The 26,093-nt window shown below is 71.2% G+C and carries 21 protein-coding genes and 1 pseudogene; 16 read left to right on the top strand and 6 right to left on the bottom strand.

Annotated features, from left to right (window positions below; all coding sequences use genetic code 11):
• Window positions 1-173: 173 nt before the first annotated feature.
• Complete coding sequence (gene truA, locus CDO52_RS25085; protein WP_017621565.1) at window positions 174-1,025, top strand: tRNA pseudouridine(38-40) synthase TruA; 852 nt, start codon at window positions 174-176, stop codon at window positions 1,023-1,025.
• Window positions 1,026-1,700: 675 nt separating this feature from the next.
• On the opposite strand, the gene CDO52_RS25080 is transcribed toward truA, so the two are convergent.
• Window positions 1,701-2,840, bottom strand: coding sequence for a hypothetical protein (locus tag CDO52_RS25080; protein ID WP_232524323.1), 1,140 nt, complete (start codon window positions 2,838-2,840; stop codon window positions 1,701-1,703).
• A gap of 63 nt (window positions 2,841-2,903) precedes the next feature.
• Between CDO52_RS25080 and CDO52_RS25075 the strand changes: the two genes are divergently transcribed.
• The 4 genes from CDO52_RS25075 (at window position 2,904) to glmM (ending at window position 7,286) form a co-directional block, all read left to right on the top strand.
• Entirely contained in the window at window positions 2,904-3,521 is a 618-nt protein-coding gene (locus CDO52_RS25075) for a hypothetical protein (RefSeq protein ID WP_094932749.1), read from the top strand.
• Between the two features lie 1,084 nt (window positions 3,522-4,605).
• Window positions 4,606-5,055 (top strand): 50S ribosomal protein L13, encoded by a 450-nt coding sequence (rplM, locus tag CDO52_RS25070; RefSeq protein ID WP_017621569.1) that lies wholly within the window; start codon window positions 4,606-4,608, stop codon window positions 5,053-5,055.
• Window positions 5,056-5,090: 35 nt separating this feature from the next.
• Window positions 5,091-5,606 (top strand): 30S ribosomal protein S9, encoded by a 516-nt coding sequence (gene rpsI / locus CDO52_RS25065; RefSeq protein ID WP_094932748.1) that lies wholly within the window; start codon window positions 5,091-5,093, stop codon window positions 5,604-5,606.
• A gap of 333 nt (window positions 5,607-5,939) precedes the next feature.
• A complete protein-coding gene (glmM, locus tag CDO52_RS25060; protein ID WP_026126374.1) occupies window positions 5,940-7,286 on the top strand; it encodes a phosphoglucosamine mutase in 1,347 nt (448 codons plus the stop codon).
• 151 nt (window positions 7,287-7,437) lie between these two features.
• Here glmM and CDO52_RS25055 read toward each other — a convergent pair whose 3' ends face one another.
• On the bottom strand, window positions 7,438-8,988 hold the full coding sequence (locus CDO52_RS25055) for a M1 family metallopeptidase (protein ID WP_033302219.1): 1,551 nt from the start codon (window positions 8,986-8,988) through the stop codon (window positions 7,438-7,440).
• A gap of 417 nt (window positions 8,989-9,405) precedes the next feature.
• Window positions 9,406-11,259: a glutamine--fructose-6-phosphate transaminase (isomerizing) gene (glmS, locus tag CDO52_RS25050; protein ID WP_017621572.1), complete on the bottom strand. Its 1,854-nt coding sequence runs from the start codon at window positions 11,257-11,259 to the stop codon at window positions 9,406-9,408.
• A gap of 296 nt (window positions 11,260-11,555) precedes the next feature.
• Between glmS and coaA the strand changes: the two genes are divergently transcribed.
• The 3 genes from coaA (at window position 11,556) to CDO52_RS25035 (ending at window position 14,218) form a co-directional block, all read left to right on the top strand.
• The gene (coaA, locus tag CDO52_RS25045) at window positions 11,556-12,500 is read left to right on the top strand and encodes a type I pantothenate kinase (protein WP_017621573.1); all 945 of its coding nucleotides are present in this window, start codon (window positions 11,556-11,558) and stop codon (window positions 12,498-12,500) included.
• 154 nt (window positions 12,501-12,654) lie between these two features.
• A complete protein-coding gene (locus CDO52_RS25040) occupies window positions 12,655-13,044 on the top strand; it encodes a hypothetical protein (protein WP_094932747.1) in 390 nt (129 codons plus the stop codon).
• A 7-nt stretch (window positions 13,045-13,051) separates the two neighbouring features.
• Window positions 13,052-14,218 carry a glutathionylspermidine synthase family protein gene (locus CDO52_RS25035; protein WP_017621575.1) on the top strand — a complete coding sequence of 389 codons (1,167 nt, stop codon included), beginning with the start codon at window positions 13,052-13,054 and terminating at the stop codon, window positions 14,216-14,218.
• Here the strand turns inward: CDO52_RS25035 and CDO52_RS25030 are convergent.
• Window positions 14,205-14,720, bottom strand: coding sequence for a DUF4913 domain-containing protein (locus CDO52_RS25030; protein WP_017621576.1), 516 nt, complete (start codon window positions 14,718-14,720; stop codon window positions 14,205-14,207). The genes CDO52_RS25035 and CDO52_RS25030 overlap by 14 nt on opposite strands.
• 261 nt (window positions 14,721-14,981) lie before the next feature.
• Here CDO52_RS25030 and CDO52_RS25025 point away from each other — a divergent pair, with 261 nt between their 5' ends.
• Entirely contained in the window at window positions 14,982-16,508 is a 1,527-nt protein-coding gene (locus CDO52_RS25025) for a bifunctional ADP-dependent NAD(P)H-hydrate dehydratase/NAD(P)H-hydrate epimerase (RefSeq protein WP_017621577.1), read from the top strand.
• A 25-nt stretch (window positions 16,509-16,533) separates the two neighbouring features.
• Here CDO52_RS25025 and CDO52_RS25020 read toward each other — a convergent pair whose 3' ends face one another.
• Complete coding sequence (locus CDO52_RS25020; protein ID WP_193373718.1) at window positions 16,534-17,070, bottom strand: NUDIX domain-containing protein; 537 nt, start codon at window positions 17,068-17,070, stop codon at window positions 16,534-16,536.
• A gap of 61 nt (window positions 17,071-17,131) precedes the next feature.
• Entirely contained in the window at window positions 17,132-17,809 is a 678-nt protein-coding gene (locus CDO52_RS25015) for a TetR/AcrR family transcriptional regulator (RefSeq protein ID WP_017621579.1), read from the bottom strand.
• A 109-nt stretch (window positions 17,810-17,918) separates the two neighbouring features.
• On the opposite strand from CDO52_RS25015, the gene CDO52_RS25010 reads away from it, so the two are divergent.
• The 7 genes and pseudogenes from CDO52_RS25010 to rimI all read left to right on the top strand — a co-directional run.
• Window positions 17,919-19,013 carry a fused MFS transporter/spermidine synthase family protein gene (locus CDO52_RS25010; protein ID WP_017621580.1) on the top strand — a complete coding sequence of 365 codons (1,095 nt, stop codon included), beginning with the start codon at window positions 17,919-17,921 and terminating at the stop codon, window positions 19,011-19,013.
• Complete coding sequence (locus tag CDO52_RS25005; RefSeq protein WP_017621581.1) at window positions 19,007-20,356, top strand: methyltransferase family protein; 1,350 nt, start codon at window positions 19,007-19,009, stop codon at window positions 20,354-20,356. Before CDO52_RS25010 ends, CDO52_RS25005 begins: the two co-directional genes overlap by 7 nt.
• Before the next feature lie 158 nt (window positions 20,357-20,514).
• On the top strand, window positions 20,515-22,698 hold the full coding sequence (locus CDO52_RS25000) for a protease PrsW (RefSeq protein WP_017621582.1): 2,184 nt from the start codon (window positions 20,515-20,517) through the stop codon (window positions 22,696-22,698).
• Window positions 22,699-22,864: 166 nt separating this feature from the next.
• The gene (alr, locus tag CDO52_RS24995) at window positions 22,865-23,986 is read left to right on the top strand and encodes an alanine racemase (protein WP_026126377.1); all 1,122 of its coding nucleotides are present in this window, start codon (window positions 22,865-22,867) and stop codon (window positions 23,984-23,986) included.
• A gap of 386 nt (window positions 23,987-24,372) precedes the next feature.
• Entirely contained in the window at window positions 24,373-24,867 is a 495-nt protein-coding gene (gene tsaE / locus CDO52_RS24990) for a tRNA (adenosine(37)-N6)-threonylcarbamoyltransferase complex ATPase subunit type 1 TsaE (protein WP_017621585.1), read from the top strand.
• 11 nt (window positions 24,868-24,878) lie between these two features.
• Complete coding sequence (tsaB, locus tag CDO52_RS24985) at window positions 24,879-25,553, top strand: tRNA (adenosine(37)-N6)-threonylcarbamoyltransferase complex dimerization subunit type 1 TsaB (RefSeq protein ID WP_017621586.1); 675 nt, start codon at window positions 24,879-24,881, stop codon at window positions 25,551-25,553.
• A pseudogene (gene rimI / locus CDO52_RS24980) lies at window positions 25,550-25,996 on the top strand (ribosomal protein S18-alanine N-acetyltransferase); the annotation flags it as partial. The gene tsaB and the pseudogene rimI, both read left to right, overlap by 4 nt.
• Window positions 25,997-26,093 lie beyond the last annotated feature (97 nt).

The following is a 26,093-nucleotide window of genomic DNA, read 5'->3' as shown; positions in this document are numbered from 1 at the left end:
AGCGCCGTACGCATCGCCTTACGCGACGAAGTGCCCGATCCCCGATCCGGGGGCCGGGCACTTCGTGCGTCGGGGCCGCGGGTGGGGAGCACAGCGGCATGGGTACCTGGGGACACGCACCCCACCGGCACGACGGCGATCCCACACGACCTCGACGATCCTGGAGACCACAGATGCACGACCCGGCGTCGCCCACGACGAGCACGCCTGAGCTCCTCCGGCTGCGACTGGACATCGCCTACGACGGCACCGAGTTCTCCGGGTGGGCCGAGCAGCCGGGACGGCGAACGGTCCAGGGAGAACTGCAGTTCGCTCTGGCACGTGTGCTGCGTCTGGACGGCGTTCAGTTGACCGTGGCCGGACGGACGGACGCCGGCGTGCACGCACGTGGGCAGGTGGCCCATCTGGACGTCCCTGTGGATCTGTGGGCCGCTGAGGGTGACCGTCTGCTGCGTCGCCTGTCGGGGGTCCTCCCCGCTGACGTCCGAGTCCGCGCCGTGGCCCCGGCTCCCGAGGGCTTCGACGCCCGCTTCTCCCCGCTGTACCGCCGCTACGTCTACCGGGTCAGCGATGCCCCCGGCGGCGTCGACCCACTGCGCCGCCACGACGTCCTGTGGCACAAGCGCCCCCTCGACCTGGACCGCATGAACCAGGCGGCGGCCGAGCTCCTCGGCGAACACGACTTCGCCGCCTACTGCCGCAAGCGCGAGGGCGCGACGACCATCCGCGAACTGCTGCGCCTGGAGTGGGTGCGCGAGGACGAGCACCTCTACGCGGGCACCGTCCAGGCCGACGCCTTCTGCCACAACATGGTCCGAGCCCTGGTCGGCGCCGTCCTCGCGGTCGGCGACGGCCGCCGCGACACGTCATGGCCCCGAACCGTCCTCAACGCCGGAGTCCGCGACTCGGCCGTCCACGTCGTCCCACCCCACGGCCTCAGCCTGGAGGAAATCCGCTACCCCGCCGACACCGACCTGGCCACGCGCGCCACCGCCACCCGCAGAGTGCGGACCCTGTCCGGTTAGATAGGGATCGGGAGAGTCCCGGGGGTCTGCTGGGCGGCCTTGTCTGGTGGTTCCCTTTCCGGCGCTCTGTGGTGAAAAGCGGCAGCGACGGCGGAGGGGGCTGGGGGCGCCTCTCGGCTCCCGGGAGGGCGGGCGGACGGCCCAAAAGCCGGATAGCGAATCACCCGGCGCCGGGTATGCCCGGTTTGCCACAAGTTCCCCGCGATGATCATGGGAATTGTTCCGGCAAAACGGACAGAGTCAGAGAAATTCCCATGATCATCGGCGGAAGGGGGCCGCGGTGGTGCGGCGCGGCGGGCCCTTTGCCCTGTTTGTCCTGGTTGGCGCAGGGTGGATTCGTTGATCTCGGCAAAGTGCGCCAAATTCCAGCGGTTTTTTGGCGCACTTTCCCGAGATCAACACAGGCGCGGACATAACGGGCCTACAGCGAGCGTCTTCCCGCCCCGGGCCACCCACCCGACGCCGCTGGACGACCACGGCGCCCCACCCCCACCGGCCCTCGGTGCCGCTTTTCACCACGGGACACCGGGCAGGATGAACGCCGACAAGGCCGCCCAGCAGACCCCCCGACCACACCGCCGACCACGCGGTGATCACGGCGGAAGTCGCCGATTCTGTCCGTTTTGCGCGGACGAACCCAGTGATCACCGGCGGGTGTGCGGCTCGGGGGTGGTGTCAGTCGACGTTCTCGGCCAGGGACTCCAGGGAGTTGCTGGTGAAGCCGTCGCTCAGGTCGGCCAGATCGGAGTCGTCGCCTTCGGGGGCGCGGCCGTCGCTGTTGGCGGCGAGGGTGAAGACCAGGTAGGGGCCCCACTGGGCGCCGGAGGCGTGGCCGCCGGCGAAGCCCATGCGTTCGGTGCCGGTGTCGTCCTTCCCCTTGAGACCGGCGAACCATGTGGTCGCGCCCAGGTCCTGGGCCTCCTGGGCCGCTGTCGCGTTGTCCGGGGACGGAAGCGCGGCGACACCGGTGGTGATGGCGCGGGTGGCGTCCGCGTCGACGTAGGTGGCGCGGATGAGCTGCTGGCAGTCGTTGTCCTTGAGGACGTCGCCGTAGCCGCCGTGGGTCGCGGTTTCGCACTTGTCGCCGGTGTCGTCGGTGATGACCCGTTCGAACTTCACGCCCTCGATCTCGATGTCCTCCGGGAAGAGCGCGCCGGTTTCGAGGGCGACCGGCGCCTCGGGAGCGGCGGCCTCGCCGCCGGTGGAGCCGGTGTCCGACCCGTCCGACCCGCTGTTGCTGGCGATGAGGAACGCGCCCCCGCCGCCGATCAGGAGCAGAGCGACGAACCCCGCGCCCAGCAGGATGCCCTGCTTGTTTCGGCCGTTGGTGCCGCCGCGGCGCCGGCCCCGCTCGCGGCTGGGGGTGTCGCCGTCGACGTCCATGCCGGACAGGTCGATCTCAGCGGTGCGCTCGTAGGTGGCGCCGCCCTTGCGGGTCTCGTCCCGGAACATGGGCAGGCCGCCGAAGTCGTCGTCGACCGGCGGGATGGCCTGGGTCGCGTTGTCGTCGACGACGGCGTTCATGTTCTGCGTGGCCGCACCGGCGTCCTGGGGGAAGACGGGGTCCTCCGCCGGAACGGAGACGGCGTCCGCGTCTGGTGCGGGCGCGCCGGGTTGCAGGACACGTCCCTGCAGCGGTTGGTGCGGCCCGCTGTTCGCGGGCGGCTGCTGGGGCTGCGGTTCGGCGGCGTGCCGCTGCGGACCGCCGCCACCCGGGACCTGCTGGGGCCCGCCCATGGGCTGCTGTCCACCGGTGGGGGTGCCCATGGTGGGGCCACCCATCGGGGGCTGCTGGCCGCCGGTCGGCCGGCCCATGCCGGGTTGGCCACCCGTCGGCGCGCCGGTAGGCGGCGGCTGTGGCGGCCCCGAGGGTAGGCCGTGCGGCGCCTGCGGGCCAGGGTGTTGCTGCTGCGGCTGCTGCGGCTGCTGTGGTTGTTGCGGGCTGGGGCCGCCTTGGGCGGGCGGTGGCCCGGCCGGGCCGGGCCGCTGCGGTGCACCTTCGGCCGCGGGTGGAAGCGCGGGGCGCTGTGCCTGGGGAGGTCCGGGCGGGGGCGCGGGTGCGCCCTGCGGGGCGCCCCGGTGCGGTTGTGGCTGTGGGGGCTGTTGCGGTCCCGGCTGGTGCTGCGGCGGCCGTGCTCCGGTCTGCGGTTGCTGGGGCGAACCGGGAGGCGGCTGCATCGGAGGCTGACCGCCGGTCGGCGGGTGGGGGCCGGGGCGAACGCCCGGCGCGGGCGGCTGCTGGGGGCCGGGCATGGGGGCCTGCTGTCCGCCGGTGGCGCCGCCCATCGGGGGCTGACCGTTCACGGGGCGCTGCGCTCCCGGACGGCCTCCGTTGGGCGGGGGCGCCGGGGGGAGCGGCTGCTGAGGTCCGGGGTGCGGTTGGGGCTGCTGCGGACCGGGGGCGCCCGGCGCCGGTGCTCCCTGGGGAGCGCCCGGTCCCGGTCGGGGACCCGCGTGTCGCGGCTGCGAGGCGGGCGGTCCGGCGTGCTGGGGTGATCCGGGGGAGGGCGGAAGGGGCTCCTGCGGTCCCATGGCACCGCCGGGTCCGCTGCGCGGGGGCTGGCCCGGCTGCGGCGGTCGCGGGGTCTGCGCGGGCTCCTCAGCAGGTCCGTTGTTCATGGCGGCGTGCTGCCGCTGATGCCGGCCGTCAGGGCCGGGGCGGCCGTCGGTTGGCTCGTTCGGATGCGGTGCGATGGGAGGCTCCGGAGACTGTCCTGGGGCGGCACATGGGGGTTGATGACGCGGCCGGTCCGGGGTCCGGGCCCGTGATCGTGCGGAGTCGTGGACCACAGCGGTCGGATGCCGCCCGACTTCGGGGTGACCTGCTGTGTTCCAAGACGAGGCGCCGACGGATCCGTTCGCGGCTCATCCGATGTAGGGCATCGAGCGTGCGGCCCGAGGATAACCCGTCGTGGGTGCCGAGAGCCGTGGTAGGGCGACTCTCGCGCTATCAGGTGCCCTCCGGCGTCGTGAGCGGACGGGAAGCCGGGCACGGTGAGCGCGGTCCGTCCGAGAGCCGGGGCCACGTCGGTCGAGCGGCGCGGCAGCGGCGCTGATCGGGACTGCCGGCACGCTATGCTCGGATGCTCCGCACGCGACTCTAGCGTCCGGTTCGGGACGAGTGGTGGGAGTATGGCGGTAATCTCCCAACTCTTCGCGGTTCGCCCGGCCTGAGCGGCCCCGATCGCCCAGCCGGTGGGCATTGCGGCGGCCGATCGACGCGGCGTGCGGGTACGGTGGCGCCCGGAACCGGCGAAAGCACTCCCCAGGGAGGGCATAATGAAGGTGGAGTAATCACGGATCGTGGTGTCAGTGCTTGTCGGCCCATGTCAGTGCAGAGTTATGATCATGGGTCATTTTGACTTGCGGTGCACTCGATCGGTAAGATACTCCGTCGTTGTGCGTTGAGTTGCCGTGGGTTCCCACATCTGTGTTGGATGGGCGCCGGTCACGCATCATCGTCTGCACACTCATCGCCGGCCGGGCCCTCAGACACGTTGAGGCGGCCGGTCCAGTTAATTACGAGTTCCCCATCTCCGCTCGCGGGGATGGACCACGCCGACTGAGAAGGCTTACGATCGTGCGCACATTCAGCCCTAAGCCCAGCGATGTCCAGCGTCAGTGGCACGTCATCGACGCCAGCGATGTCGTGCTCGGGCGGCTGGCCAGCCACGTCGCCACGCTGCTCCGAGGCAAGCACAAGACCTACTACGCGCCCCACGTCGACACCGGTGACTTCGTGATCATCGTGAACGCCGACAAGGTGGCGCTGACCGGTAAGAAGCTGGAGCAGAAGCGGGCCTACCGGCACTCCGGTTACCCCGGCGGTCTGCGTTCCGTCGCCTACAGCGAGCTGATCGAGAAGCGCCCTGAGCGGGCCATCGAGAAGGCTGTCAAGGGCATGCTGCCGAAGGGCTCCCTTGGTCGGCAGATGGCCAAGAAGCTCAAGGTGTACGCCGGCCCGGAGCACCCGCACCAGGCCCAGAAGCCGGTGCCGTTCGAAATCACCAAGATCGACCAGCCCGCCTAGGCGTTCGCGAGACTGAAGGAAGTACGAGGAGAACCGTGGTCGAGCCCACCGGTATCGAAGACGTCACCACCCAGGACTTCGACGAGAACTCCGACGAGTTCCCGAGCGAGTACACCAGCGAGACGCCCGAGGCGTCCGGTGCGGCTTATGTCCCCACCGCCACCGGCCCGGGTGCCGGGACCGGCCGCCGCAAGCAGGCCATCGCCCGAGTCCGTATCACCCCGGGTGCCGGCGAGTGGAAGGTCAACGGCAAGCCGCTGGCGGACTACTTCCCGGACAAGGTCCACCAGCAGGTCATTAAGGAGCCGCTGGTCGCCCTGGGCTTTGAAGACTCCTACGACGTCTTCGCCCGCCTGAACGGCGGCGGCCCCAGCGGCCAGGCCGGCGCCCTGCGCCACGGCATCGCCCGTGCGCTGGCCGGGCTGGACCCGGAGAACAACCGCCCGGCGCTGAAGAAGGCCGGTTACCTGACCCGCGACGCGCGCGAGGTCGAGCGGAAGAAGGCCGGTCTCAAGAAGGCCCGCAAGGCTCCGCAGTTCTCCAAGCGGTAACCACTCCGTCGAGACTCTCGAGCACCGTGCATGTCGGTGCCGCACGCTACGGCCCGCCTGTCCCCTGGTCCCCGGGGGCCAGGGCGGGCCATAGCTGTTTCTCGGCTCCGTTGCGGTGAATGTATCCCCAAGGGCGCGTCGTCCAGGGATACTCACACGGGAGTTCCCGCGCGTCGTCGCGCCGAGAACGTTCACCATTCGGGGCCGTCAGGGCCGGGCCCCGGGTCGCCCACCGCTGTCCGACGGACGCGGTGGGCGGGAGTGGGACGCCGATGCGCGTCCCGACGGCCCTGTCGTCGAACCTCCATGAGATGTGTAAGGGGCGAAGGATACGTGGCTCGGCTGTTTGGTACTGACGGCGTGCGAGGGGTCGCCGGGCGCGATCTCACCGCGACCCTGGCTCTGGATCTGTCCATCGCCGCGGCGCGGGTACTGACCGAGGGACGCGATGCGGGCGCGAGTGCCCGCCCTTTCGCGGTCGTCGGGCGGGACCCGCGCGCCTCCGGTGAGTTTCTGGAGGCCGCGGTCGTGGCCGGGCTGGCGGGTGCCGGGGTGGACGTGATCCGCCTGGGCGTGCTGCCAACCCCGGCGGTCGCGCACCTCACCGCCGAACTGGACGCCGACTTCGGTGTCATGCTCTCCGCCAGCCACAACCCGGCCCCCGACAACGGGATCAAATTCTTCGGGCGCGGCGGGCAGAAGCTCGCCGACGAGGTCGAGGACCGCATCGAGGCCCAGCTCGCCCAGCCGGCTGCGGGGGCGACCGGCGCGGACGTGGGCCGGGTCACCGACGCCGCCGACAGCGCGGAGCGCTACATCGCGCACGTGGTCGCCTCACTGCCGCACCGCCTCGACGGTCTGCGGGTCGTCGTGGACTGCGCCCACGGCGCCGCCTCCGAGGTCGCCCCCGAGGCGCTGCGCCGGGTCGGGGCCGAGGTCATCGCCATCGGCGACCGGCCCGACGGCCTCAACATCAACTCCGGCTGCGGGTCGACCCACCTCGACGCGCTGCGCGCGGCCGTGGTCGAGCACGGCGCCGACGCCGGTATCGCCCACGACGGTGACGCCGACCGCTGCCTGGCCGTGGCCGCCGACGGCTCGGTCGTGGACGGCGACCAGATCCTGGGGATCCTCGCGCTGGAGCTGCAGGAGGCCGGACGCCTCGCCCAGGACACGCTCGTCGTCACGGTGATGTCCAACCTGGGGCTGAAGCTGGCCATGCGCAAGGCCGGGATCAAGGTCGTGGAGACGGCCGTGGGCGACCGCTACGTCCTGGAGGCCATGAACGCCGGGTCCTACTCGCTCGGCGGCGAGCAGTCGGGGCACGTCGTGCTGCTCGACCACGCCACCACGGGTGATGGCCTGCTGACCGGCCTGCACCTGCTCAGCGCGGTGGCCCGGCGCGGAGCCTCCCTCGGCGAGCTGGCCACGGTCATGACCCGGCTGCCGCAGGTACTGGTCAACGTCCGCGGTGTCGACAAGAGCCGGGCCGCGACGTCCGCCGTGGTCGCCGACGCGGTGAAGTTCGCCCAGGACGAGCTGGGCGAGTCCGGCCGGGTGCTGATCCGGCCCAGCGGAACCGAGCCGATGGTCCGGGTGATGGTCGAGGCCACCACCGAGGGCAGGGCCGAGGAGATCGCCGGCCGCCTCGCCGGGGTCGTCAAGTCCGACCTGGGCTGAGGCGGGGGGCCGCGGAGGCGCCCCTCCCGTCTGCCGAGCCGTTCCTCGACCGACGTGCCGGTGTGCTCGATCGTGAGCACACCGGCACGCGTGTGTCGTGGGGCCGCGCAGATCCGGTCGGCCGCCCCGTCCGCGGGGCACCGCGACGGCGCTAGTGCGCGTGGGCGTGCGCGTGTCCCTCCCGGTGCATCAGATCGTGGTTGGCCTTGATCTTCTTCCAGGACTTGGGTTCCTTCGGCCGCTCGTCGCCCGCCGGGGCCGACAGCGTCCGGGTCGTGGCCTGCGGCGCCGGGGGCTCGGCGGGACGGCCCTCGGTGTAGAGCCACGTGTCGAACAGCTCGGTGAGGTCCTGCCCGGAGACCTTCTCCGCCAGCTCGATGAACTCCTCGACGGTGGCGTTGCCGTTGGCGTGCTCCTGCTGCCAGGTGGTGAGGATGTCGGCGAACGCCGCCTCACCCACCTCCATACGCAGCGCGTGGACCGCGAGCGCGCCCCGGTCGTACACGGCGGAGTGGAAGACGTTGTCCGCCCCCGGGTCGCCCGGCTTCACCTGCCAGAACGGGTCGTCCTCGGGGTTGGAGTCATAGACGTAGTCGGCGATCTCCTGGACGGTGCCCTCTCCCTCGTGCTCGGACAGCATCCACTCGGCGTAGCTCGCGAAGCCCTCGTTCAGCCAGATGTCCTGCCAGCGGGCGACCGAGACGTGGTTGCCCCACCACTGGTGGGCGAGTTCGTGCGCGACCACGTACGGGTTGGACCCGCGGGCGAAGAACGCGTGGCTGTAGACCGGCCGGGTCTGGGTCTCCAACGCGAAGCCGAGCCCCGAGTCAGGACCCGCCACGATGCCGCCCAGGGCGTTGAACGGGTAGGGCCCGAAGTCCTGCTCCTGGAACTCCAGGATCTCCTCACTGCGCTCGATGCTGGCCTTGGCCGCTCCCATCAGCGAGTCGAGGCCCGGGTCGTAGGCGTTGTACACGGGCAGACCGGATGCCGTGGTGCCGGTGTTCACCTCGTACTTGCCGACCGCGAGCGTGGCCAGGTAGGTGGCGGCGGGCTGGTCCTGGCGCCACAGGTAGACGGTCCGCCCAGCCCGGGTGAACTGGCCGGTGAGGACGCCGTTGCTGACCGCCTTGTAGTCCTCGGGGACGCTGACCCGGACGTCGAAGGTCGCCTTGTCCAGCGGGTGGTCGTTGCTGGGGAACCACCACCAGGCGACTTCGGGCTCGCCGAGGGCGATGGCCCCGCCGTCCGACCGGTGCCAGCCGGTGACCTCGCCCTTGCTCCACTTCACCGAGGATGGGACGTCGGCGTACTTGACCACGACGGTCATCTGGTCGCCCGCGTCCACGGGCGCCTTGGGGGTCACGATGACCTTGTGGTCGCCGTCGGATTCGAACGTGGACTTCTTCCCGTTGACCCGGATGGACCTGACATCCAGCAGGAAGTCGAGGCTGAACTTGTCGAGGTCTTCGGTGGCCTCGGTGACCAGGGTGGCGGTTCCGGAGAGCCGGTCGGTGTCGGGCTGGTAATTCAGCCGGAGGTCGTAGTGCTCGATGTCGTAGCCGGTGTTGCCGTAGGTGGGAAAGTACGGGTCACCGATCCCGTCACCGGGCGCCGCGGCCGCCATCGTTGCGGGTCCCGCGGCGAGCAGCACCGCCGTCACCGACGCGGCGCCGACTCGTCTCAACCGGCTGCGTGCCATGCGTGGGTCCTTTCCGTCATGGAATATCGCCTCTATTCACTGGCACGGCACCGGACCCGGTCGATAGTCGTCCAGGCCGCAATGGGTGCGATGCCGTCTAGAAGTTCATCGTGGTGTGTCTCCGGCCGATCGCCGAGAACCGCCACGCGGTAGCCGGTTCTACCCGTGTCAATTGATCCCTGAACATTTCCAGTGACCGCTTATGGTCACAATTGGGTGTCTCCGTAAACCCGCTCCGGGGGATTCTGAATTGCCCGAATCCTTCGTGACGTCGGAAAATTCGGCCTGGTTATGGTCGCGATTCCGAATGCCTGTACATGACTCTGGCGAAAAAACGAGAAAAGCGGGCGGATCTTCACAAAGATCCGCCCGCTTTTCGTGGACAACGGGAGCTCGGGCACCCGGAACCGAGCGCGACTACTCCACGGTGACGCTCTTGGCCAGGTTGCGCGGCTGGTCGACGTCATTGCCCTTGGCCAGGGCCAGCTCGCAGGCGAACACCTGCAGCGGGACGGTGGCCACGATCGGCTGCAGCAGCGTCGGCACCGCCGGCACCTCGATGAGCTCGTCGGCGAACGGGCGCACCGTCTCGTCGCCCTCCTCGGCGATCACGATGGTGCGTGCGCCGCGGGCGCGGATCTCCTGGATGTTGGAGACGATCTTGTCGTGCAGCACGCCGCGCCCCTCGCGGGACGGCACCACCACGACGACGGGGAGGTCCTTCTCGATCAGCGCGATCGGGCCGTGCTTGAGCTCACCGGCGGCGAACGCCTCGGCGTGCATGTAGGCGAGCTCCTTGAGCTTGAGCGCGCCCTCCAGGGCCACCGGGTACCCGACATGGCGGCCGAGGAACAGCACGGTGCTGGCGTCGGAGAGGGTGCGGGCCAGGTTCCGCACCGGCTCGACCGTGGCCAGGACCCGCTCCACCTGCTCGGGCATGTTCGCCAGCTGGGCGATGACGGCGTTGATCTCGTCGCCGAACTTCAGCCCGCGCACCTGCGCCAGGTACAGGCCGATGAGGTAGCAGGCGATGAGCTGGGTGAGGAAGGTCTTGGTCGCCGCGACACCGACCTCCGGTCCCGCGTGGGTGTAGAGCACGCCGTCGGACTCGCGGGGGATGGTGGAGCCGTTGACGTTGCAGATGGCCAGCACGCGCGCCTGCTGCTCGCGGGCGTAGCGCACCGCCATGAGCGTGTCCATGCTCTCGCCGGACTGCGAGATCCCGATGACTAGCGTCTGCCTGTTGAGGATCGGGTCGCGGTAGCGGAACTCGCTGGCGACCTCCACCTCGCACGGGATGCGGCACCAGTGCTCGATCGCGTACTTGGCGATCAGCCCCGCGTGGTAGGAGGTGCCGCACGCGATGATGACGATCTTCTCGATGTCGCGCAGGTCGGAGGGGGCCAGGCGCATCTCGTCCAGGGTGAGGGTGCCGTCGACGCCGACGCGGCCGAGGAGGGTCTCGTAGACGGCCTTCGGCTGCTCGACGATCTCCTTGAGCATGAAGTAGTCGTAGCCGCCCTTCTCGGCGGCGGAGGCGTCCCAGTTCACGTGGTATTCGCGGACGTCAACGGGGTTGCCGTCGTAGTCGGTGACGGTCACCGCGTCGCGGCGCAGCTCCACGACCTGGTCCTGGCCCAGCTCGATGGCGTCGCGGGTGTGCGCGATGAACGCGGCGACGTCGCTGGCGAGGAAGTTCTCGCCGTCGCCCCGGCCGACGACCAGCGGGGAGTTGCGGCGGGCGGCGACGACCAGGTCGGGGTCACCCACGAACATCGCGACCAGGGTGAACGCGCCCTCCAGGCGGCGGCAGACCGCGCGCATGGCGGCGGCCAGGTCGTCGTCGCCCCGGTCCTTGAGCTCCTCGGAGATCAGGTGCGCGGCGACCTCGGTGTCGGTCTCGGAGCTGAACTTGCAGCCCCGCTCCTCCAGCTCCAGGCGCAGTGCCGCGAAGTTCTCGATGATGCCGTTGTGGATGACCGCCACCCGCCTGTCGTTGTCGACATGGGGGTGGGCGTTGAGGTCGTTCGGGGCGCCGTGGGTGGCCCAGCGGGTGTGCCCGATACCGATCCCGTCGGCGTCGCGCGGGGTCTGCTCCAGCGCGGCCCGGAGGTTCGCGAGCTTCCCGGCCCGCTTCTCGGTGTCGAGTTTGCCGTCAGTGAGGACGGCGACACCCGCGGAGTCGTACCCGCGGTACTCCAGCCTGGCCAGGCCGTCCACAATGACCTCGAGCGCCGGTTGCGGCCCGACGTAGCCAACGATTCCGCACATGAGCGCCAGCGTAAGCGATCAGAGGGGGTCACCGAGCAACTTACGACACCAGACCATTAGCCATTTTCGCAGGTGGCGGTATAGACCAGTTGGTGTGTCGCGACCCGACGGCGCACGTCAGGCGCGCGCGGGGGCGGCGAGTGCCCCCGCGACGTGTCCTTGGTCTCGTGTCGAAAAAATCCGCCCAGAAGCCGATCCGGACGCACATATCGGGGGAGATAGTCCAGAACTCAATTCGGCCGCGGCGCAGGGGCGGTGCGTCGACCGGGGTAGGGGCTGATCTAAGGTGGGCAGACGTGTCTCAAGCGACGAAGAACGGCTTCTCAACGCCCTACGTTGAGCTCGACCGGCAGGCGTGGGCGGCGCTGCGCGACTCGACCCCCCTCTCCCTGACCGAGGCGGAGCTCGAAGTCCTGCGCGGGACCAGTGACCCCACGTCGCTGGAGGACGTGCGGGACATCTACCTGCCCATGTCGCGGCTGCTCAACCTGTATGTGAAGGCGACGCGGCAGCGGCACGGGGCGGTGCGCGCGTTCCTGGGCGAGGACGACCGCCCGGCCCCGTTCGTCATCGGCGTGGCCGGCAGCGTGGCCGTGGGGAAGTCCACCACGGCCCGCCTGCTGCGCACCCTGCTGGCGCAGTGGCCGGACCACCCCAATGTCGAGCTGGTGAGCACCGACAACTTCCTCCATCCCAACGCGGTGCTCAAGAGCCGGGGCATCATGAACCGCAAGGGGTTCCCGGAGAGCTACGACCGGCGCCGGCTGGTGCGGTTCGTCTCCGAGATGAAGTCGGGCGCGGAGCAGATGGAGATCCCCGTCTACTCGCACCTGCACTACGACATCGTGCGCGACGAGCGGCAGACGGTGTACCGGCCCGACATCCTCATCCTCGAGGGCATCAACGTGCTCCAGCCGCCGCTGCCGGGGCGGCTCGCCGTCGCCGACTTCTTCGACTTCTCCATCTACGTCGACGCCAAGGTCGACCACATCCGCTCCTGGTACATGGAACGGTTCCTGGAGCTGCGCCGCACCGCGTTCTCCGACCCGCGCTCCTACTTCCACTCCATGGCGACCACGGTGCCCGAGGATGAGGCCACGAAGTTCGCGCTGGACACCTGGCGCACCATCAACGAGGTCAACCTCGTGGAGAACATCCGCCCCACACGTGCGCGGGCCACCCTCGTCCTCTACAAGGGCGAGGATCACCGCATCCGCCGCGTACGGCTCCGCAAGACCTGACCGGATTCGGCCAGGTTTGCGTGAACTTTCACGTTCCGGTCGGGAACCTCGGCGCCCGCGGAACGGTCACAATCAGGCATGGGGCGCGGGGGCGACGCGAAGCTCCCCACCCATCCCCCCCACCACTGACGAGCCGAGGAGAAGCAGCAGCGCTATGTCGCCAGGGAACACCGCCGCCCCCCGCGAGAACGGGGAGGGCGCGCAGCCGGGGAGGAAGAGCTCGTCCACGGTACTGATCGGCACCATCGGCGTCCTGTCGCTGGCGGTCGCCGGGTGCTCGAGCCCCAAGGAGGTCACCGCTCACTGCGTGCAGGGCAAGGAGAAGCGGGTCGTCGACGAGCGGTACTGCGATGACGACGACACCTACAGCAGCGGCGGCAGCTACCACTACTACTACGGCGGGACCGTCCGGAACGGGCGGGTCAGCGGCGGCAGCGTCAAACGGCCCTCGGACGCGCGGATCGTGACCAAGCGCGGCACCGTCATCCAGCGCGGCGGCGCGGGCGGCCGCGGTGGCAGCGGTGGCAGCGGCCGGGGAGGCTGATCCGAAGATGATCAGGAAGAGCGGCAACCCTGTCCGCCCGAACTGGCCGGAGATCGTCGAGTCGCAGGGGCTCGGCTTCCACCGCGCGGTCCATCCCGAGCACCTGTCGCGCACCTACTGGGACGAGTCGGTGCACTACGAGTTCGAGATGGACGAGGTGCTGCACCTCGAAACCGTGGTGGAGTCCCTCCACCAGATGTGCCTGGAAGCGGTGGAGCACGTCGTCGCGGAGAACCGGTTCGCCGACTTCGGTATCCCCGAGTGGGCGGTGCCCGCGATCCGCGACTCCTGGCGACGCACCGACCCCTACCTGTACGGCCGGTTCGACCTCCGCTACGACGGCGTCAACCCGCCCACACTGCTGGAGTACAACGCCGACACCCCCACCTGCCTGGTGGAGGCGGCGATCGTGCAGTGGCACTGGCTCCAGGACACCCACCCCGGGGCCGACCAGTGGAACTCCCTGCACGAGCAGCTCATCGACCAGTGGGCCGCGCTGCGCCCCCGACTTCCCGACGGCCTGGTCCACTTCGCCTGGACGAACGAGGACGAGACCGGCGAGGAGGCGCTGACCACCGCCTACCTTCAGGAGACCGCCCAGCAGGCGGGGCTGCCCACCCAGGAGATCGCCCTGGAGGACATCGGCTGGGACTACTCGGCCAGCGAATTCGTCGACCTGGAGGAACGCGCCATCACGGCCGCGTTCAAGCTCTATCCGTGGGAGTGGCTGATCCACGACCGGTTCGGCCCCCTCATCCTGCAGCGGCTGCACGGCGCGCCCTGGGTGGAGCCGGTGTGGAAGATGGTGCTGTCGAACAAGGCGTTGCTGGCGATCCTCTGGGAGCTGTACCCGGGCCACCCGAACCTGCTCCCGGCCTACCTGGGCGACCCCGGGCCGCTGGACACCTACATCGCCAAACCGCTGCTCGGACGCGAAGGGGCGAGCATGCGGATCGTGACGCCGGACGGGGAACTGGAGCGGACCGCGGGCGACTACGGCACGGAAGGGTATGTCTTCCAGCAGTTCCAGCCGCTCCCCGAGATCGAGGGGTGGCACCCGGTGCTGGGCACGTGGGTGGTCGGGGACACCTCAGCGGGGCTGGGCATCCGCGAGACGTCCAGCCTGATCACCGACGACACGTCGTCCTTCGTGCCGCACCTCATCCGCTTGTAGCGGCGCGGCGCCGCTCCACGTGACCGGCGGCGGTCAGGCAGGCGGCGAACGGCCCCGTCTCCGACCGCAGCCGGTCCAGGACCGGATCGAGGTGGTCGCGGTGCCACACGGCCGGGCCGACCGGCCCCGAGATCGAGGTGTCGGCCAGCTCGCCGTAGGCGAGCCGCAGCGCGTGCAGGCGGCCGACCGCCTCATGGTGTTCCCACCAGGCCGGGCACCAGGTGGCGCCGTCGCCGACGTAGACGGGGACCAGGAATTCGTCGACCCACCTCACCAGCGCCGCGAGTTCGCGCTTGTAGGCGTCCCGGGACATGTTGAAGATGAACGGGGCCGGCTCATCGGACTCCTCCTCCGCCTGCGGGGGAGCCGCGGTCGCGAGATCGGTGAGCTGGGTCTGCAGCCTGATGACGTCCGCGCCGAGCTTGTGCATGGCGTTCTGCAGGTGCGCGACGCGTTCGGACAGTCCGTCATCGGTCGCGATGCGGTTGTCGGTAAAGGTCATGCGGAAACGTCCTGTGCTGCTGTCCGTGCCTGGAATATCGTTTTTCGGGCCAGTAAATCAGTGGTCCGCGCGCGCCGCTTCACACCGGTGCGCATAACGGGGGGTTTCATCGACGGTACGCGACCGGGGGCATCGGGCGGTCCTGTATCCGGTACCGGCTCCCCGTCGCGGGCGCGATGAGGCCGCTCCCGGTGGGGCATGCTCTGGTCGTGAGGACCTCGTAAGGTGTCCGGGGTTGCGGAGCGACGGACGGGAGGCGCTGTGCGGTACGCACACACGGTCGAGGCGGTGCGCAAAGCCGAGGGCGAGCTCATGGCGCGGCTCCCCGACGGGACGCTGATGCAGCGGGCGGCGCGAGGACTGTCGGCGATCTGCGCGCGGATGCTGCCGCGGGTCTACGGCTCCCGGGTCGTGCTGCTGGTCGGCAGCGGCGACAACGGCGGCGACGCCCTGTACGCGGGGACCATCCTGGCCCGCAGGGGAGCGGCGGTGCGCGCCGTCCTCACAGGGTCACGGGTCCATGAGGCGGGGCTGGCCGCGCTGCGGGCGGCGGGCGGCCGGACCATCGCGGTACGCGGCCAGGAGGGCGGCGCCCCCGAAGGCTCCGCCGGCGCGGTCGGCGCGCCGATCTCCGAGGCGGCCGCCGAGATCGCCGCGGCCGACCTGATCATCGACGGCCTCGTCGGCATCGGGGGGCGCGGCGGGCTGCGCGAACCGCACGCCGCGATCGCCGCCCTGGCGAGCGCGGCCGCGGCACCGGTCGTGGCGGTCGATCTCCCCAGCGGGATCGACGCCGACACCGGCACCGTGGACGGTACGGCCGTGCGCGCCGACGTCACCGTCACCTTCGGCACGCACAAGGCGGGACTGTTCATCGACCCCGGGGCGGAACGGGCCGGGGTCGTGGAGTTCGTCGACATCGGACTCGAATCCGAGCTGCCCGCCGCGCGCGTGGAGTGCCCGCAGACCGAGGACATCGCGCGCCTGTTACCGGCCCCGGGCGGCGACTCCGACAAGTACCGCCGCGGCGTGCTCGCCATAGCGGCGGGCTCGGCACGCTACCGGGGCGCCGCGGTGCTGACGGTGGGCGGCGCACTGCGCGGCGGTATCGGCATGGTCCGCTACGCCGGACAGCGCGACGCGGTCGACGAGGTGCTGCGCAGCTGGCCGGAAACGGTCGCCTCGGTACTCGACCCGCTCGACCCGGTGAACGGGCTCCCCAACCGTGTGGCCGCCTGGGTGATAGGTCCGGGCCGGGGCCTGTACCCGGCCGCCATGATGGAGCTGGCGTGGGTGCTGTCCAAGGAACTGCCGGTGTTAGTCGACGCCGATGCCCTCACCCTGGTGGGGAGAAATCCCGAGGTCGTCCGAGAGCGGCAGGCCCCCACGCTGCTGACCCCGCACACCGGGGAACTCACCCGCCTGCTGCCGGGAACCGACCGCGCCGACGTGGAGGCCCGACGCCTGGAGTACGCCACCCGCGCGGCCGAGGAGTACGGCTGCACGGTCCTCCTCAAGGGATCCACCACGATCGTCGCCGAACCCGGACGCCCCGCCGTCGTCAACCCGACCGGCACGCCACTGCTGGCCACGGCGGGCAGCGGCGACGTTCTGTCGGGCCTCATCGGCTCGCTCCTCGCCGGAGGCCTGACGCCGCGCGAGGCGGCGCTGTGCGGGGCCTATCTCCACGGTCTCGCGGCGCGCGTGGCCAACAACGGTGCTCCGGTGTCGGCCTCGGACCTGCTGGAGGCCCTGCCGCGAGCGATCCAGGCCGTCCGGAGGCCCTGACGGGCGTCGGGGCGGACGGTGTCTGTCAGCCCCGATCGCGCAGCATTCGGGCGCTATCGAGCCCTCGGGACACGATGTCGGTGATGAAGTAGTCGCCGGGGTCGCGGTGGTCGTGCAGCAGGTGGACGTGGTCGTCGTCCACCCACATGAACTCGGTGTGCTTGCCGGGCTCCAGACGCGGCGCGGTCAGGTCGCCGTCGACGCGGACGAGGTAGTCGACCTCGTGTCGCTCGATGCCGTCGTCAGGCGTCCAGATCAGCCGGTACAGCTCGTCGAGGACCGCCGTGAGCTCCCAGCCGGTCTCCTCGGCGATCTCCCGCCGCAGGGCCTGGACCATGGTCTCCCCGCTCTCGACGTGCCCGCCGACGACGTCCCAGCAGTGCGGGAAGATCTTCCGGTCCGGCGAGCGGCGCTGGGCGAACGCGCGGCCCGCGTCGTCGATGATCACCGCGCCGCCGACCCACAGGTTGCCGTCCCCGGTATCGGGGAACACGATCCCTTCCGCGATCTCCACGTCCGCCGACACCCTGCCGCCCCCTCGCTCTTCGTTCACCCGACTCATCGCCTGCCGCACCGACGCTACCGGCGTCGGCCACACGCCACGGCCATGGCCGACCGGCCCATTACTCGTCGTCGATCTCCTCGGTCGCCTCAGGCTCCGCGTCCGCACGGCCCTTGCGACGGGGCAGGCGGAGGGTGAGGAGCTTGGCGCGCGGCGCCATGCGCGCGGCGAGGTCGAAGACCGCCTCCGTGCGGCTGCGGTCCTCGTCGAGCACGGAGAAAAAGTTGGCGCCCATGTAGTAGGTGATCGCGCCGTAGGCGACCTCGCGGGCGGGCAGGAGGCGGGCGAGGGGCGATCCCCCGACGACGCGCTCGTAGTGCTCCTCGACGAACGCGATCCAGGGCTCGGCGCGCGCGTTGATCTCCGCGCGCAGTTCCGGCCGGGTCACCGCGGCGGCGACCAGTTCGGCGAACTCGGCGAGGTAACCGCGCTCCAGGTCGGTGTGGTAGATCTCCACCGCCGCCTCGATCAGTTGCTCCAGCGTGGTGGCGCGCGACGCGGTGGCCTGGTGCAGCGCCATGCGCTCCTCGGCGGACCGGTCCAGCAGGGCGAGCAGCAGCTGGTCGACGCCGCCGAAGTGGTAGAAGATCAGCGCCGAGTTGGCGTCGGCGGCTTTGGCGATGACGCGGGCCGACGCCCCGGTGTACCCCTCCTCGCGCAGCACCTGCCCAGCTGCGGTGATCAGCCGGTCCCGTGTCTCCTCGCTGGACTTGCGAGCCTGTGCAGCTCCCTTGGCCACGGCTTCCCTCTCCTCTTTCGCACTGGGGTCCCTTCATCGTACGCTTTAATCATCTGATTAAATCAAGCGATCAATCGATGGCCGAGCCATTGCGAAGGGAGAGGACGTCGTGCACGAGGACGGATCGCCCACAGGAGACCCCGAGCAGCGCCGTGCGGAAGACGACGGTCCGGGGCGGGTGGAGTCCGGCTCCGCCGACTCCTCCGGCGTCCCCTACTACGTCCGGTACCAGGACGAACCGGAGCCGCGAGCGCACCGCAGTGCCCGCTGGACCCTGGCGGCCGTGCTGCTCGCCCTCTATGGCGCGATGCTCGCCTACCGGGTGCTCATCGCGGGGCGGCTGGAGCAGACGGCACTGTTCTACGTCGGACTTCCGGCGCTGATCGCGGTCACGATCGTCCTCGTCGCCCGCCCGCGCAGCCCCGGCGGTGTGACCATGGGAGCGCTGACCATCGGCCTGCTGCTCGCCGGACCGATGCTCGGCGAGGGCGTGATCTGCCTAGTCATCGCCGCGCCGCTGTTCTACCTCGTGGCGGGGATCATGATCTTCGCCCTCAACCGCCTCACCCGGGACGACGGCCCGGCCGGACCGCGCGCCCTGGTGGCGCTGCCCCTGGTCGCGGTGCTGGCCCTGGAAGGCGTCGGAGGGCTCACCTATCTGCCCCGGGACAGCGCGGGCTCGGCCGAACGGCTCGTGGACGCCACACCCGGGCAGGTGGCCGCCGCGCTCGGCGCCGCCCCCGAGTACGGCGACGTCGAATCGACCCTCCTGACCGCACTGCCGTTCCCGGCCCCGGTCGAGGCGCGCGGCGGTGGTTTGCAGGTGGGCGCCCGACGGGTCGTCGAGTTCCGGGGGCGCCCCTTCCTCGGCTTGAGCGCGCCGAGCACACCGCGCGGCATGACGCTGGAGGTCGTCCAGAGTGAGATCGGCGCGGACGGCGGTCGTGTCGTCTTCCTGGTCACCGACGACACCACGGTGGCCCGCTGGCTCGACCTGCGCCAGGCGGAGGCCACGTGGACAGCGGAGGGTGGGAAGACCCGGCTGAGCTGGACGCTGTCCTACGAGCGGACCTATGACCCCTCCTGGTACTTCGGCCCGGTCCAGGAGTACGCGATGGGGGAGGCCGCCGCGTACCTCGCCGACACCTTCGCCGCGGGCGCCGTCGCCGCCGGAACGCCCGCCGAGGGAGGGCGGGAGTGGTGACCCTCGCCGCAGCCGACCAGCTCATCTGGGGCCTGCCGCCGGTGGCCGGGGACCCGGCGGTCATCCGGACGGTCGCCCTGTTCGCACCGGCGCTGGTGGTCGCGGCGCTGATCGCCGTGCACCGCCCGTCGACGCGCGACATCGCCGCCGCAATCGTCGCCACAGCCTGGAGCGGGATCACCATCTTCGGGCTCAACCTGCTCGCCTTCCGCATGGGCTGGTGGTCCTTCCACGCGCAGGGCGCGGTCGCGCTGGGCATCCCGGTCGACCTGTGGATCGGGTGGGCGGTCCTGTGGGGTGTGCTGCCCGTGCTGCTCGCCCGCGACCTGCCGCTGCCGCTCGTCGTCGGGGCGATCGTCTGGCTGGACCTGATCCTGATGCCGCTGACCGCGCCGGTCGTCCGCCTGGACCCGGGGTGGCTGACCGGTGAGGCCGTCGGCGTGGTCCTCTGCCTCCTCCCCGCCGTCCTGCTGGGGCACTGGACGCGCCACGACCGCCTCCTCGGCGTCCGCGTCTGGGCGCAGGCGGGGCTGGCCGGAGCCATCATGGTCGGACTCCCGCTCTACCTGCTCGGCGCCGAGCCCGCCTGGTCGGTACCTGCCACCGCGGCCGGGGTCCAGGTCCTGACGGTCGTGCTCCTGCCCGGGCTGGCGGCGGCCCTCGAATTCGCCCGCGCGGGCGGGGGCACGCCGCTGCCCTACGACCCGCCCAAGCGACTGGTCACCACTGGCCCCTACGCCTACGTGCGCAACCCCATGCAGCTCTCCGTCGTTGTGGCCTACATCGGCTGCGCGGTGCTCACCGCCGAGCCGCGGCTGCTCATCGGTGCGCTGGTCGGGTTCGCCTACGGGGCCGGGATCGCCTCCTGGCACGAGGGCGACCAGCTCCAGAGCGTCTTCGGCGCGTCCTGGGCGCGCTACCGGGCTGCGGTCCGGCCCTGGGCGCCCCGCGCTCGTCCCTGGGCGGGCTGCCCGGAGGCGACGCTGTACGTGGCGGGCGGCTGCGACATGTGCTCGGGGCTCGGCGGGTGGGTGGCGGCGCGCCGACCGGTGGCGCTGCTCTTGCGCCCGGCCGAGGCGCATCCGGGTGCCCTGCGGCGGCTGACCTACGAGAGCACGGACGGCACCCGCGCCACCGGAATCGCCGCGCTCGCGCGGGCGCTGGAGCACATCCACCTCGGGTGGGCGCTGCTCGGCTGGCTGCTGGTGCTGCCCGGCGTCGGCTGGTTCGCCCAGCTCATGGCCGATGCTCTGGGTGCGGGCCCCAAAGAGCCCCGGCCGCGCACGGATAGCGGGTCCGCCCTCGGCACGGACACGGACGCCGCCCTGGATGATGCGCGGTGACGGGATGACCAACGGGCGAACCATCGTCAAGGCCTTGCCCTGGGCTGCCACCGGCGCGATAGCGTAGGCGATCGCCGGGGAAGGGTACTCGCCTCGGTGCGATAACGCGGGGGAATTATCGAGAACGTGTCGGATTCTGCCCTGGATAAAGGGAGCCAATGGACGAACAGGCCATGCTCACCCGCGACCTCGTCCTGCGCCTGTGCGCCGACCCCATCGAGTTCGATGAGGAGTGGCTCCGGTCGGACCGCAAGACCGTCGTCCCCTTCACCGCCCCCCGCGACACCTCCCTGATCGACACCATCGTCGCCGCGGGGCGGGCCGTGGGCGTCGACCGTCTCCTCATCTGCCGCACCCGCAACGAGTTCGCCTTCGAGCCGGTGACCGATGTGCCCGCCGATACGGCCAGCATCGTCGCTGTCATCCGCGCCTGGGGGGATGAACCCACCGACCTGCTGGTCGCCGTGGAGGACCTTTCCGCCGCGGTCCTGGTCACCGCCTCCGAGCTCACCGTGGCCGCGGGTTCCGACGACTTCCTGCGCCCCTTCGTCGGACGCGACCTCGCCGGTGCCCGCACCGGCTTCGCCGAGGAGGCCCGCAAAGACCGCCACCCCGAGCTGCTGCGCGCTGCCCAGCTCTACGGGTGCATCGACCAGGGACACCCGTCCGGGACCCGCGCGCCAGGTCCGGACCTCACCGAACGGGTCGCGGTGCGTGGTCGCAAGCTGCGCGAGAGCGCCGATCAGGCCGTCACATGGATGCGCGCCCTGCGCGGCGCGTGGGGCTGGGCGATGGTGGCGGTTCTGCTGGTCGCCGGACTGATCGTGCCGGGTGTGTCGGTGGCGCTTCCCGTGCTGGTCGGAACGCTGTGGCTGATGGCTCAGTTCGCCTGGTTCGCCCGCTCCCGCACCGTCGGTTTCGCGACGCTGATGCGGGTGCTGGCGCTCGGCGCGCTGATGATCTGGCCGGCCGCGCTCGCCGAGAATCTGCTGTCCGGCGCGCTGGGCGGCGTCGAGGAGTGGTTCGGCCCCACCTACATCGCCGTCCTCGTCGAAGAACCGATCAAGCTCCTTCCGCTGCTGCTCTGCCGGGCGGTCGCCGGACGCCGCTTCAAGCGCTTCGCCGCCGTCGACTACCTGCTGCTCGCCGCCGCTTCCGGGGCCGGCTTCCACCTGGCCGAGCAGGCGCTGCGGGGCGTCACGGGCGGCACCGTCCCCGCGCCCCCTCCCGTCTACGAGGTCCTCACCCTGTTCCCGGGGTGGATCGAACTCCCCGGGCTCGGCGTGCAGTTCTCCGGCCACGCCGTCACCACCGGGCTCGTCGGAGCGGCGCTGGGTCTGGCGATCGTGGGCCGCCGCCACTACGGGGCGCGGCTCTGGCTCCTGCCGCCGATCGCCCTGTGGGTCGCCGCGCTGGAACACATGAACTTCAACGCGGCACTGGCCGGGGTCGATCCGACACCCGTCACCGCCTTCCTCGCCGCCATCACCGGAGGGGGCGCCGCGACCCGCTGGGTTCTGCTGCTCCTGCTGGGCGCAGCGGTGCTCATGGACTACCGGCTGGCCATCTCGACGGCCGACACCACCCCGGCCCTGCCCGGCGAGCCGCCGCTCGCGGGGCTGCGCCGATGGGCGCGCGGCAGGTCGGTGCGCCTCCGGGTGCGCGTCCCCGGCGACATCGCCCCCATGTTCCAGCGCGCGGCCTACGCCTGGGCCCTTCTCCCGGTGACGCTCGCGACGACACTCTCCACGATTCTGCACGAGCTCGCGGTGATGATCACGGCGGCGAGTCGGGGACCGGCCACGCTCTCCGCGAGCTGGGACTTCCTGCGGCACCGCCGCGCCTTTGCGATGGGCGCGGCGCGTGCCGGGGAGCGGCCCTGGCGCCGCTTCCCCCGCCAGGAGGAGCTGACGGCGTCGGCGCGCGAACTGCGCAGAGCACTGGCACCCGCACCCGCCTCCGTGGCCGTCGCGGTCGCCGCCAGTGCCCTGATCGCCGTCCACCCGCACGTGGGAGTGGGTTCGGGCGACGGCGGCTCGGCGGGCTCCGCCGCCTCCGCCTACGCGCTGGAGGTCGTGGCCGGTGCCGAGAGGTGGCTGGGCACGCTGTCGCCGGTTGAGACGGTGTGGGTAGGGGCGGCGATAGTAGCGCTGCTCAGCCTGCTGGTCAGCGGCTGGAGCGTGCCCCGTGTCTACCCGACCGTGCGCGAGTTCCTGCGCACTCCGGGCCGCAACTTCGGCCTGCTCCTCGGCGCCTGCGCCCCAGGACAGGCCGCCTACGCGCTGACCGCGTTGGCGGGCATGGCGCTGCCGAGGAGCACCGACCGGCTGCTCCGGCGCTAGCAGGACCAGGGGGATCGGCGATCGGTCGGGAATGCGCCTGCGCGCCTCCCCGACGCGATGCCCGCTGCGACCCACCCGCGCGGGTGCCGATCCCCGTTGCCTATGCCACGCCTCCGCCGAAGCGTGTCCGCGCAGGTCGGTCCGCACACGTGCCAGACTTGGAGGCATGCCTCCTTCTTTCGCCGAAGCCCGCGTGGATCTGGGCGTGATCAGTGAGAACGTCGCGGTTCTGCGTGGCCGGGCGCAAGGTGCGCAGGTCATGGGCGTGGTGAAGGCCGATGGCTACGGACACGGAATGATCCCGGCCGCCCGCGCCATGCTGGCCGGTGGCGCGACCTGGCTGGGCACGGCGTTCATCGAGGAGGCCCTCGAACTTCGGGGTGCGGGGATCCAGGCGCCCACGGTCTCGTGGATCATTCCGCCCGGCGCCCCGCTGTCGGCGGGGATCGCCGCCGACGTCGACCTGGGCGTGAGTTCGCTGTGGCTGCTCGACGAGATCGCGACGGCGGCGCAGGAGGCCGGGCGCCGGGCCCGCGTCCACCTCAAAGCCGACACTGGGCTCACCCGCGGGGGCGTGACCGCCGCCGAGTGGCCCGACGTCGTGGCCGCCGCCGCACGCGCCGAGGCGGCCGGGCTGATCCAGGTCACCGGCGTGTGGTCGCACTTCGCCTGCGCGGACGAGCCCGGGCACCCCTCCATCGCCTCCCAGATCAACGTGTTCCACGAGGCCCTGGAAGTGGCGGAGAAGGGCGGTCTGCGCCCCGAGGTCCGACACCTGGCCAACTCCCCGGCGACGCTCACCCTCCCCGAGACCCACTTCGACCTGGTGCGCACCGGCATCGCCAGCTACGGGATCAACCCCATCCCCGAGCTCACCTTCCCCGAGCTGCGCCCGGCCATGACTCTCCACACGAAGATCGCCCTGGTCAAGAGGGTGCCGGAGGGCAGCGGCATCTCGTATGGACACCGCTACACCACCACGCGTCCGAGTACCCTCGCCCTGATCCCGCTCGGCTACGGCGACGGCATCCCGCGCGCCGCGACCAACCTCGGCCCGGTGCTGGCCGCCGGGCGCCGCCGCACGATCGCGGGGACCGTCTGCATGGACCAGTTCGTCCTCGACATCGGCGACGACGCCGCCGAGGCCGGTGACGACGCCATCCTCTTCGGCCCCGGTGACAACGGCGAACCCACCGCCGAGGACTGGGCGGCGGCCCTGAACACGATCCCCTACGAGATCGTCACGCGCATCAGCCCGCGCGTGCCGCGCGTCTACGTCGGCGGCTAGATGGTTGATGGGAGATCTTCGGCCTGGCCGGTGGCGGCAGGCGAGCAGCGGACGCATGGGCGGGACGGCGCGCCCGCGGGCCTCCGGCGGTGCGTTCCCGGCGCCGCACCATCGCTCGCTTCGTTGATCTCGGCGATGTGCACCTCATACCGGTGGGTATGAGGTGCACATCGCCGAGATCAACGAACGGGGAGGCAGGAAACCTGCCCGGGCAGGGCCGCTCCAGCCGACTCCCATCAGCGATCTAGCGCCTCCTGGATCCCCGCCACCCGAGACCGGCGCGGAGAGCGGTTCCGGTCGAGGGGACACGCGAACGTGGAGATGTGCCTACCCTGGTGAGGGGCACCGACATCGGGCCACACCTTCTTCGACACCGCTGTGAGCTCATGACCGATACCACCGAGACCACCACGCTGGGCGCGACCGCCCTCGTCACGGCCGAGACCGACGCATCCATGCGCACTCTGGGCAAACGCATCTCCGGGCTGCTGCGCCCCGGCGACCTGCTGATCATGTCCGGTCCGCTCGGCGCGGGGAAGACGACCCTGACCCAGGGCATCGCCGAGGGGCTGAACGTGCGCGGCCCGATCACCTCGCCCACCTTCGTGATCGCGCGCGTGCACCCCTCACTGGATGGCGGACCGGCGCTGGTGCACGCCGACGCCTACCGCCTGGGCAGCGCCGCCGAGGTCGACGACCTCGACCTGGACGCGAGCCTCGCCGACTCGGTCACCATCGTCGAGTGGGGGGAGGGGGTCGCCGAGGAGCTGTCCGACGACCGGCTGGAGATCTCGATCGACCGGCTCCCCAACGACGCCCGCACCGTCCGGCTGACCGGTATCGGCCCGCGGTGGGCCGATGTGGTACTGAGCGCGGACTAGGCTGGACGATCGTGCTGCTACTGGCTTTCGACACCGCGACCCCGGCGGTCACCGTCGCGGTCTGCGAATCCTCCGGCGCCGACGTCCGGGTGCGTGCGAGCACGTCCTCGGTCGACGCGCGCCGCCACGGTGAACTCCTCACGCCGAGCGTGCGCGACATCGTGGAACAGGCGGGCGTGGCCCTCGGCGAGCTGACCCACGTCGCGGTCGGCATCGGCCCCGGCCCCTACACCGGCCTGCGGGTCGGGCTCTCCACCGGGCAGGCCCTAGCCGACGCGCTGGGCATCCCGTGCCACGGGGTCGCCACGCTGGACGCCGTCGCGTTCGCCTCCGGTCGGACCACCCCCTTCATCGCGGCCAGCGACGCGCGCCGCAAGGAGGTGTTCTGGGCGCACTACGCCGACGCCACCACCCGGACCGGGGAGATCGCCGTCGACCGCCCCGCCAACATCGACACCGGAGGGCTGCCGGTGATCGGCCACGGCGCGCAGATGTACGCCGAGGTCTTCGGGCAGGACGAGGCGGCGGCCGAGCCGCTGTACCCGTCCGCCGCGGCCCTGGGCGAGGTCGCGCTGCGCCGCCTCGCCGCGGGCGAGGAACTGCCCGAGCCCCGGCCGCTCTACCTGCGCCGCCCGGACGCCGTCGTGCCGGGAGCGCCAAAGAAGGTGCGGCAATGGCAGGCATGACCTCCGGCATCGGGCTGCGCCCGATGACCGGTGCCGACGTCGCCCCGGTGATCGCGCTGGAACGCGGGCTGTTCCCCAAGGACGCCTGGACCGAGGCGATGCTCCGCGGTGAGATGGCGGAAGCCTCCCGGCACTACGTCGTCGCGCAGGAGGGCGAAGGCGGGGCGATCGTCGGCTACGCGGGCCTGCGCGCCGTGCCGCCGCAGGGCGATGTGCAGACCATCGCCGTCGCCGAGTCCCACTGGAGGCGAGGCATCGGCTCCACGCTGCTGACGGAACTCATCAACGAGGCCGGCAAGCGCGGGGTCACCGACCTCTTCCTGGAGGTGCGCTCCGACAACCCGCGCGCCCAGGAGCTGTACCGCCACTTCGGGTTCACCGAGATCGGGATCCGGCGCCGCTACTACCAGGACGCCGACGCGATCGTGATGCGCCGCTCGGCCACGGTCGCCGAGCGTGCCGCGGGCGGACTGTCGGCATCGGCCAACGGCACGCGCGCGGACACGCGTGCCGCCACGAGCCCTGACCTGAGCACCGCCA

This window comes from Nocardiopsis gilva YIM 90087, from assembly GCF_002263495.1.
Taxonomy (GTDB): Bacteria; Actinomycetota; Actinomycetes; order Streptosporangiales; family Streptosporangiaceae; genus Nocardiopsis_C; species Nocardiopsis_C gilva.
Note: the sequence above shows the minus strand (reverse complement) of the source record. Positions and strands in the feature narration are given on the sequence as shown.

What these genes read in the sequence shown, in the direction of transcription:
- alr (WP_026126377.1), top strand. Translation starts at nt 22,865, where the DNA reads ATGCCTCCTTCTTTCGCCGAAGCCCGCGTGGATCTGGGCGTGATCAGT.
- CDO52_RS25030 (WP_017621576.1), bottom strand. Translation starts at nt 14,720, where the DNA reads ATGACCTTTACCGACAACCGCATCGCGACCGATGACGGACTGTCCGAA.
- CDO52_RS25020 (WP_193373718.1), bottom strand. Translation starts at nt 17,070, where the DNA reads ATGAGTCGGGTGAACGAAGAGCGAGGGGGCGGCAGGGTGTCGGCGGAC.
- CDO52_RS25040 (WP_094932747.1), top strand. Translation starts at nt 12,655, where the DNA reads ATGTCGCCAGGGAACACCGCCGCCCCCCGCGAGAACGGGGAGGGCGCG.
- CDO52_RS25000 (WP_017621582.1), top strand. Translation starts at nt 20,515, where the DNA reads ATGGACGAACAGGCCATGCTCACCCGCGACCTCGTCCTGCGCCTGTGC.
- CDO52_RS25080 (WP_232524323.1), bottom strand. Translation starts at nt 2,840, where the DNA reads ATGGGCCGGCCGACCGGCGGCCAGCAGCCCCCGATGGGTGGCCCCACC.
- CDO52_RS25035 (WP_017621575.1), top strand. Translation starts at nt 13,052, where the DNA reads ATGATCAGGAAGAGCGGCAACCCTGTCCGCCCGAACTGGCCGGAGATC.
- CDO52_RS25055 (WP_033302219.1), bottom strand. Translation starts at nt 8,988, where the DNA reads ATGGCACGCAGCCGGTTGAGACGAGTCGGCGCCGCGTCGGTGACGGCG.
- truA (WP_017621565.1), top strand. Translation starts at nt 174, where the DNA reads ATGCACGACCCGGCGTCGCCCACGACGAGCACGCCTGAGCTCCTCCGG.
- glmS (WP_017621572.1), bottom strand. Translation starts at nt 11,259, where the DNA reads ATGTGCGGAATCGTTGGCTACGTCGGGCCGCAACCGGCGCTCGAGGTC.
- tsaE (WP_017621585.1), top strand. Translation starts at nt 24,373, where the DNA reads ATGACCGATACCACCGAGACCACCACGCTGGGCGCGACCGCCCTCGTC.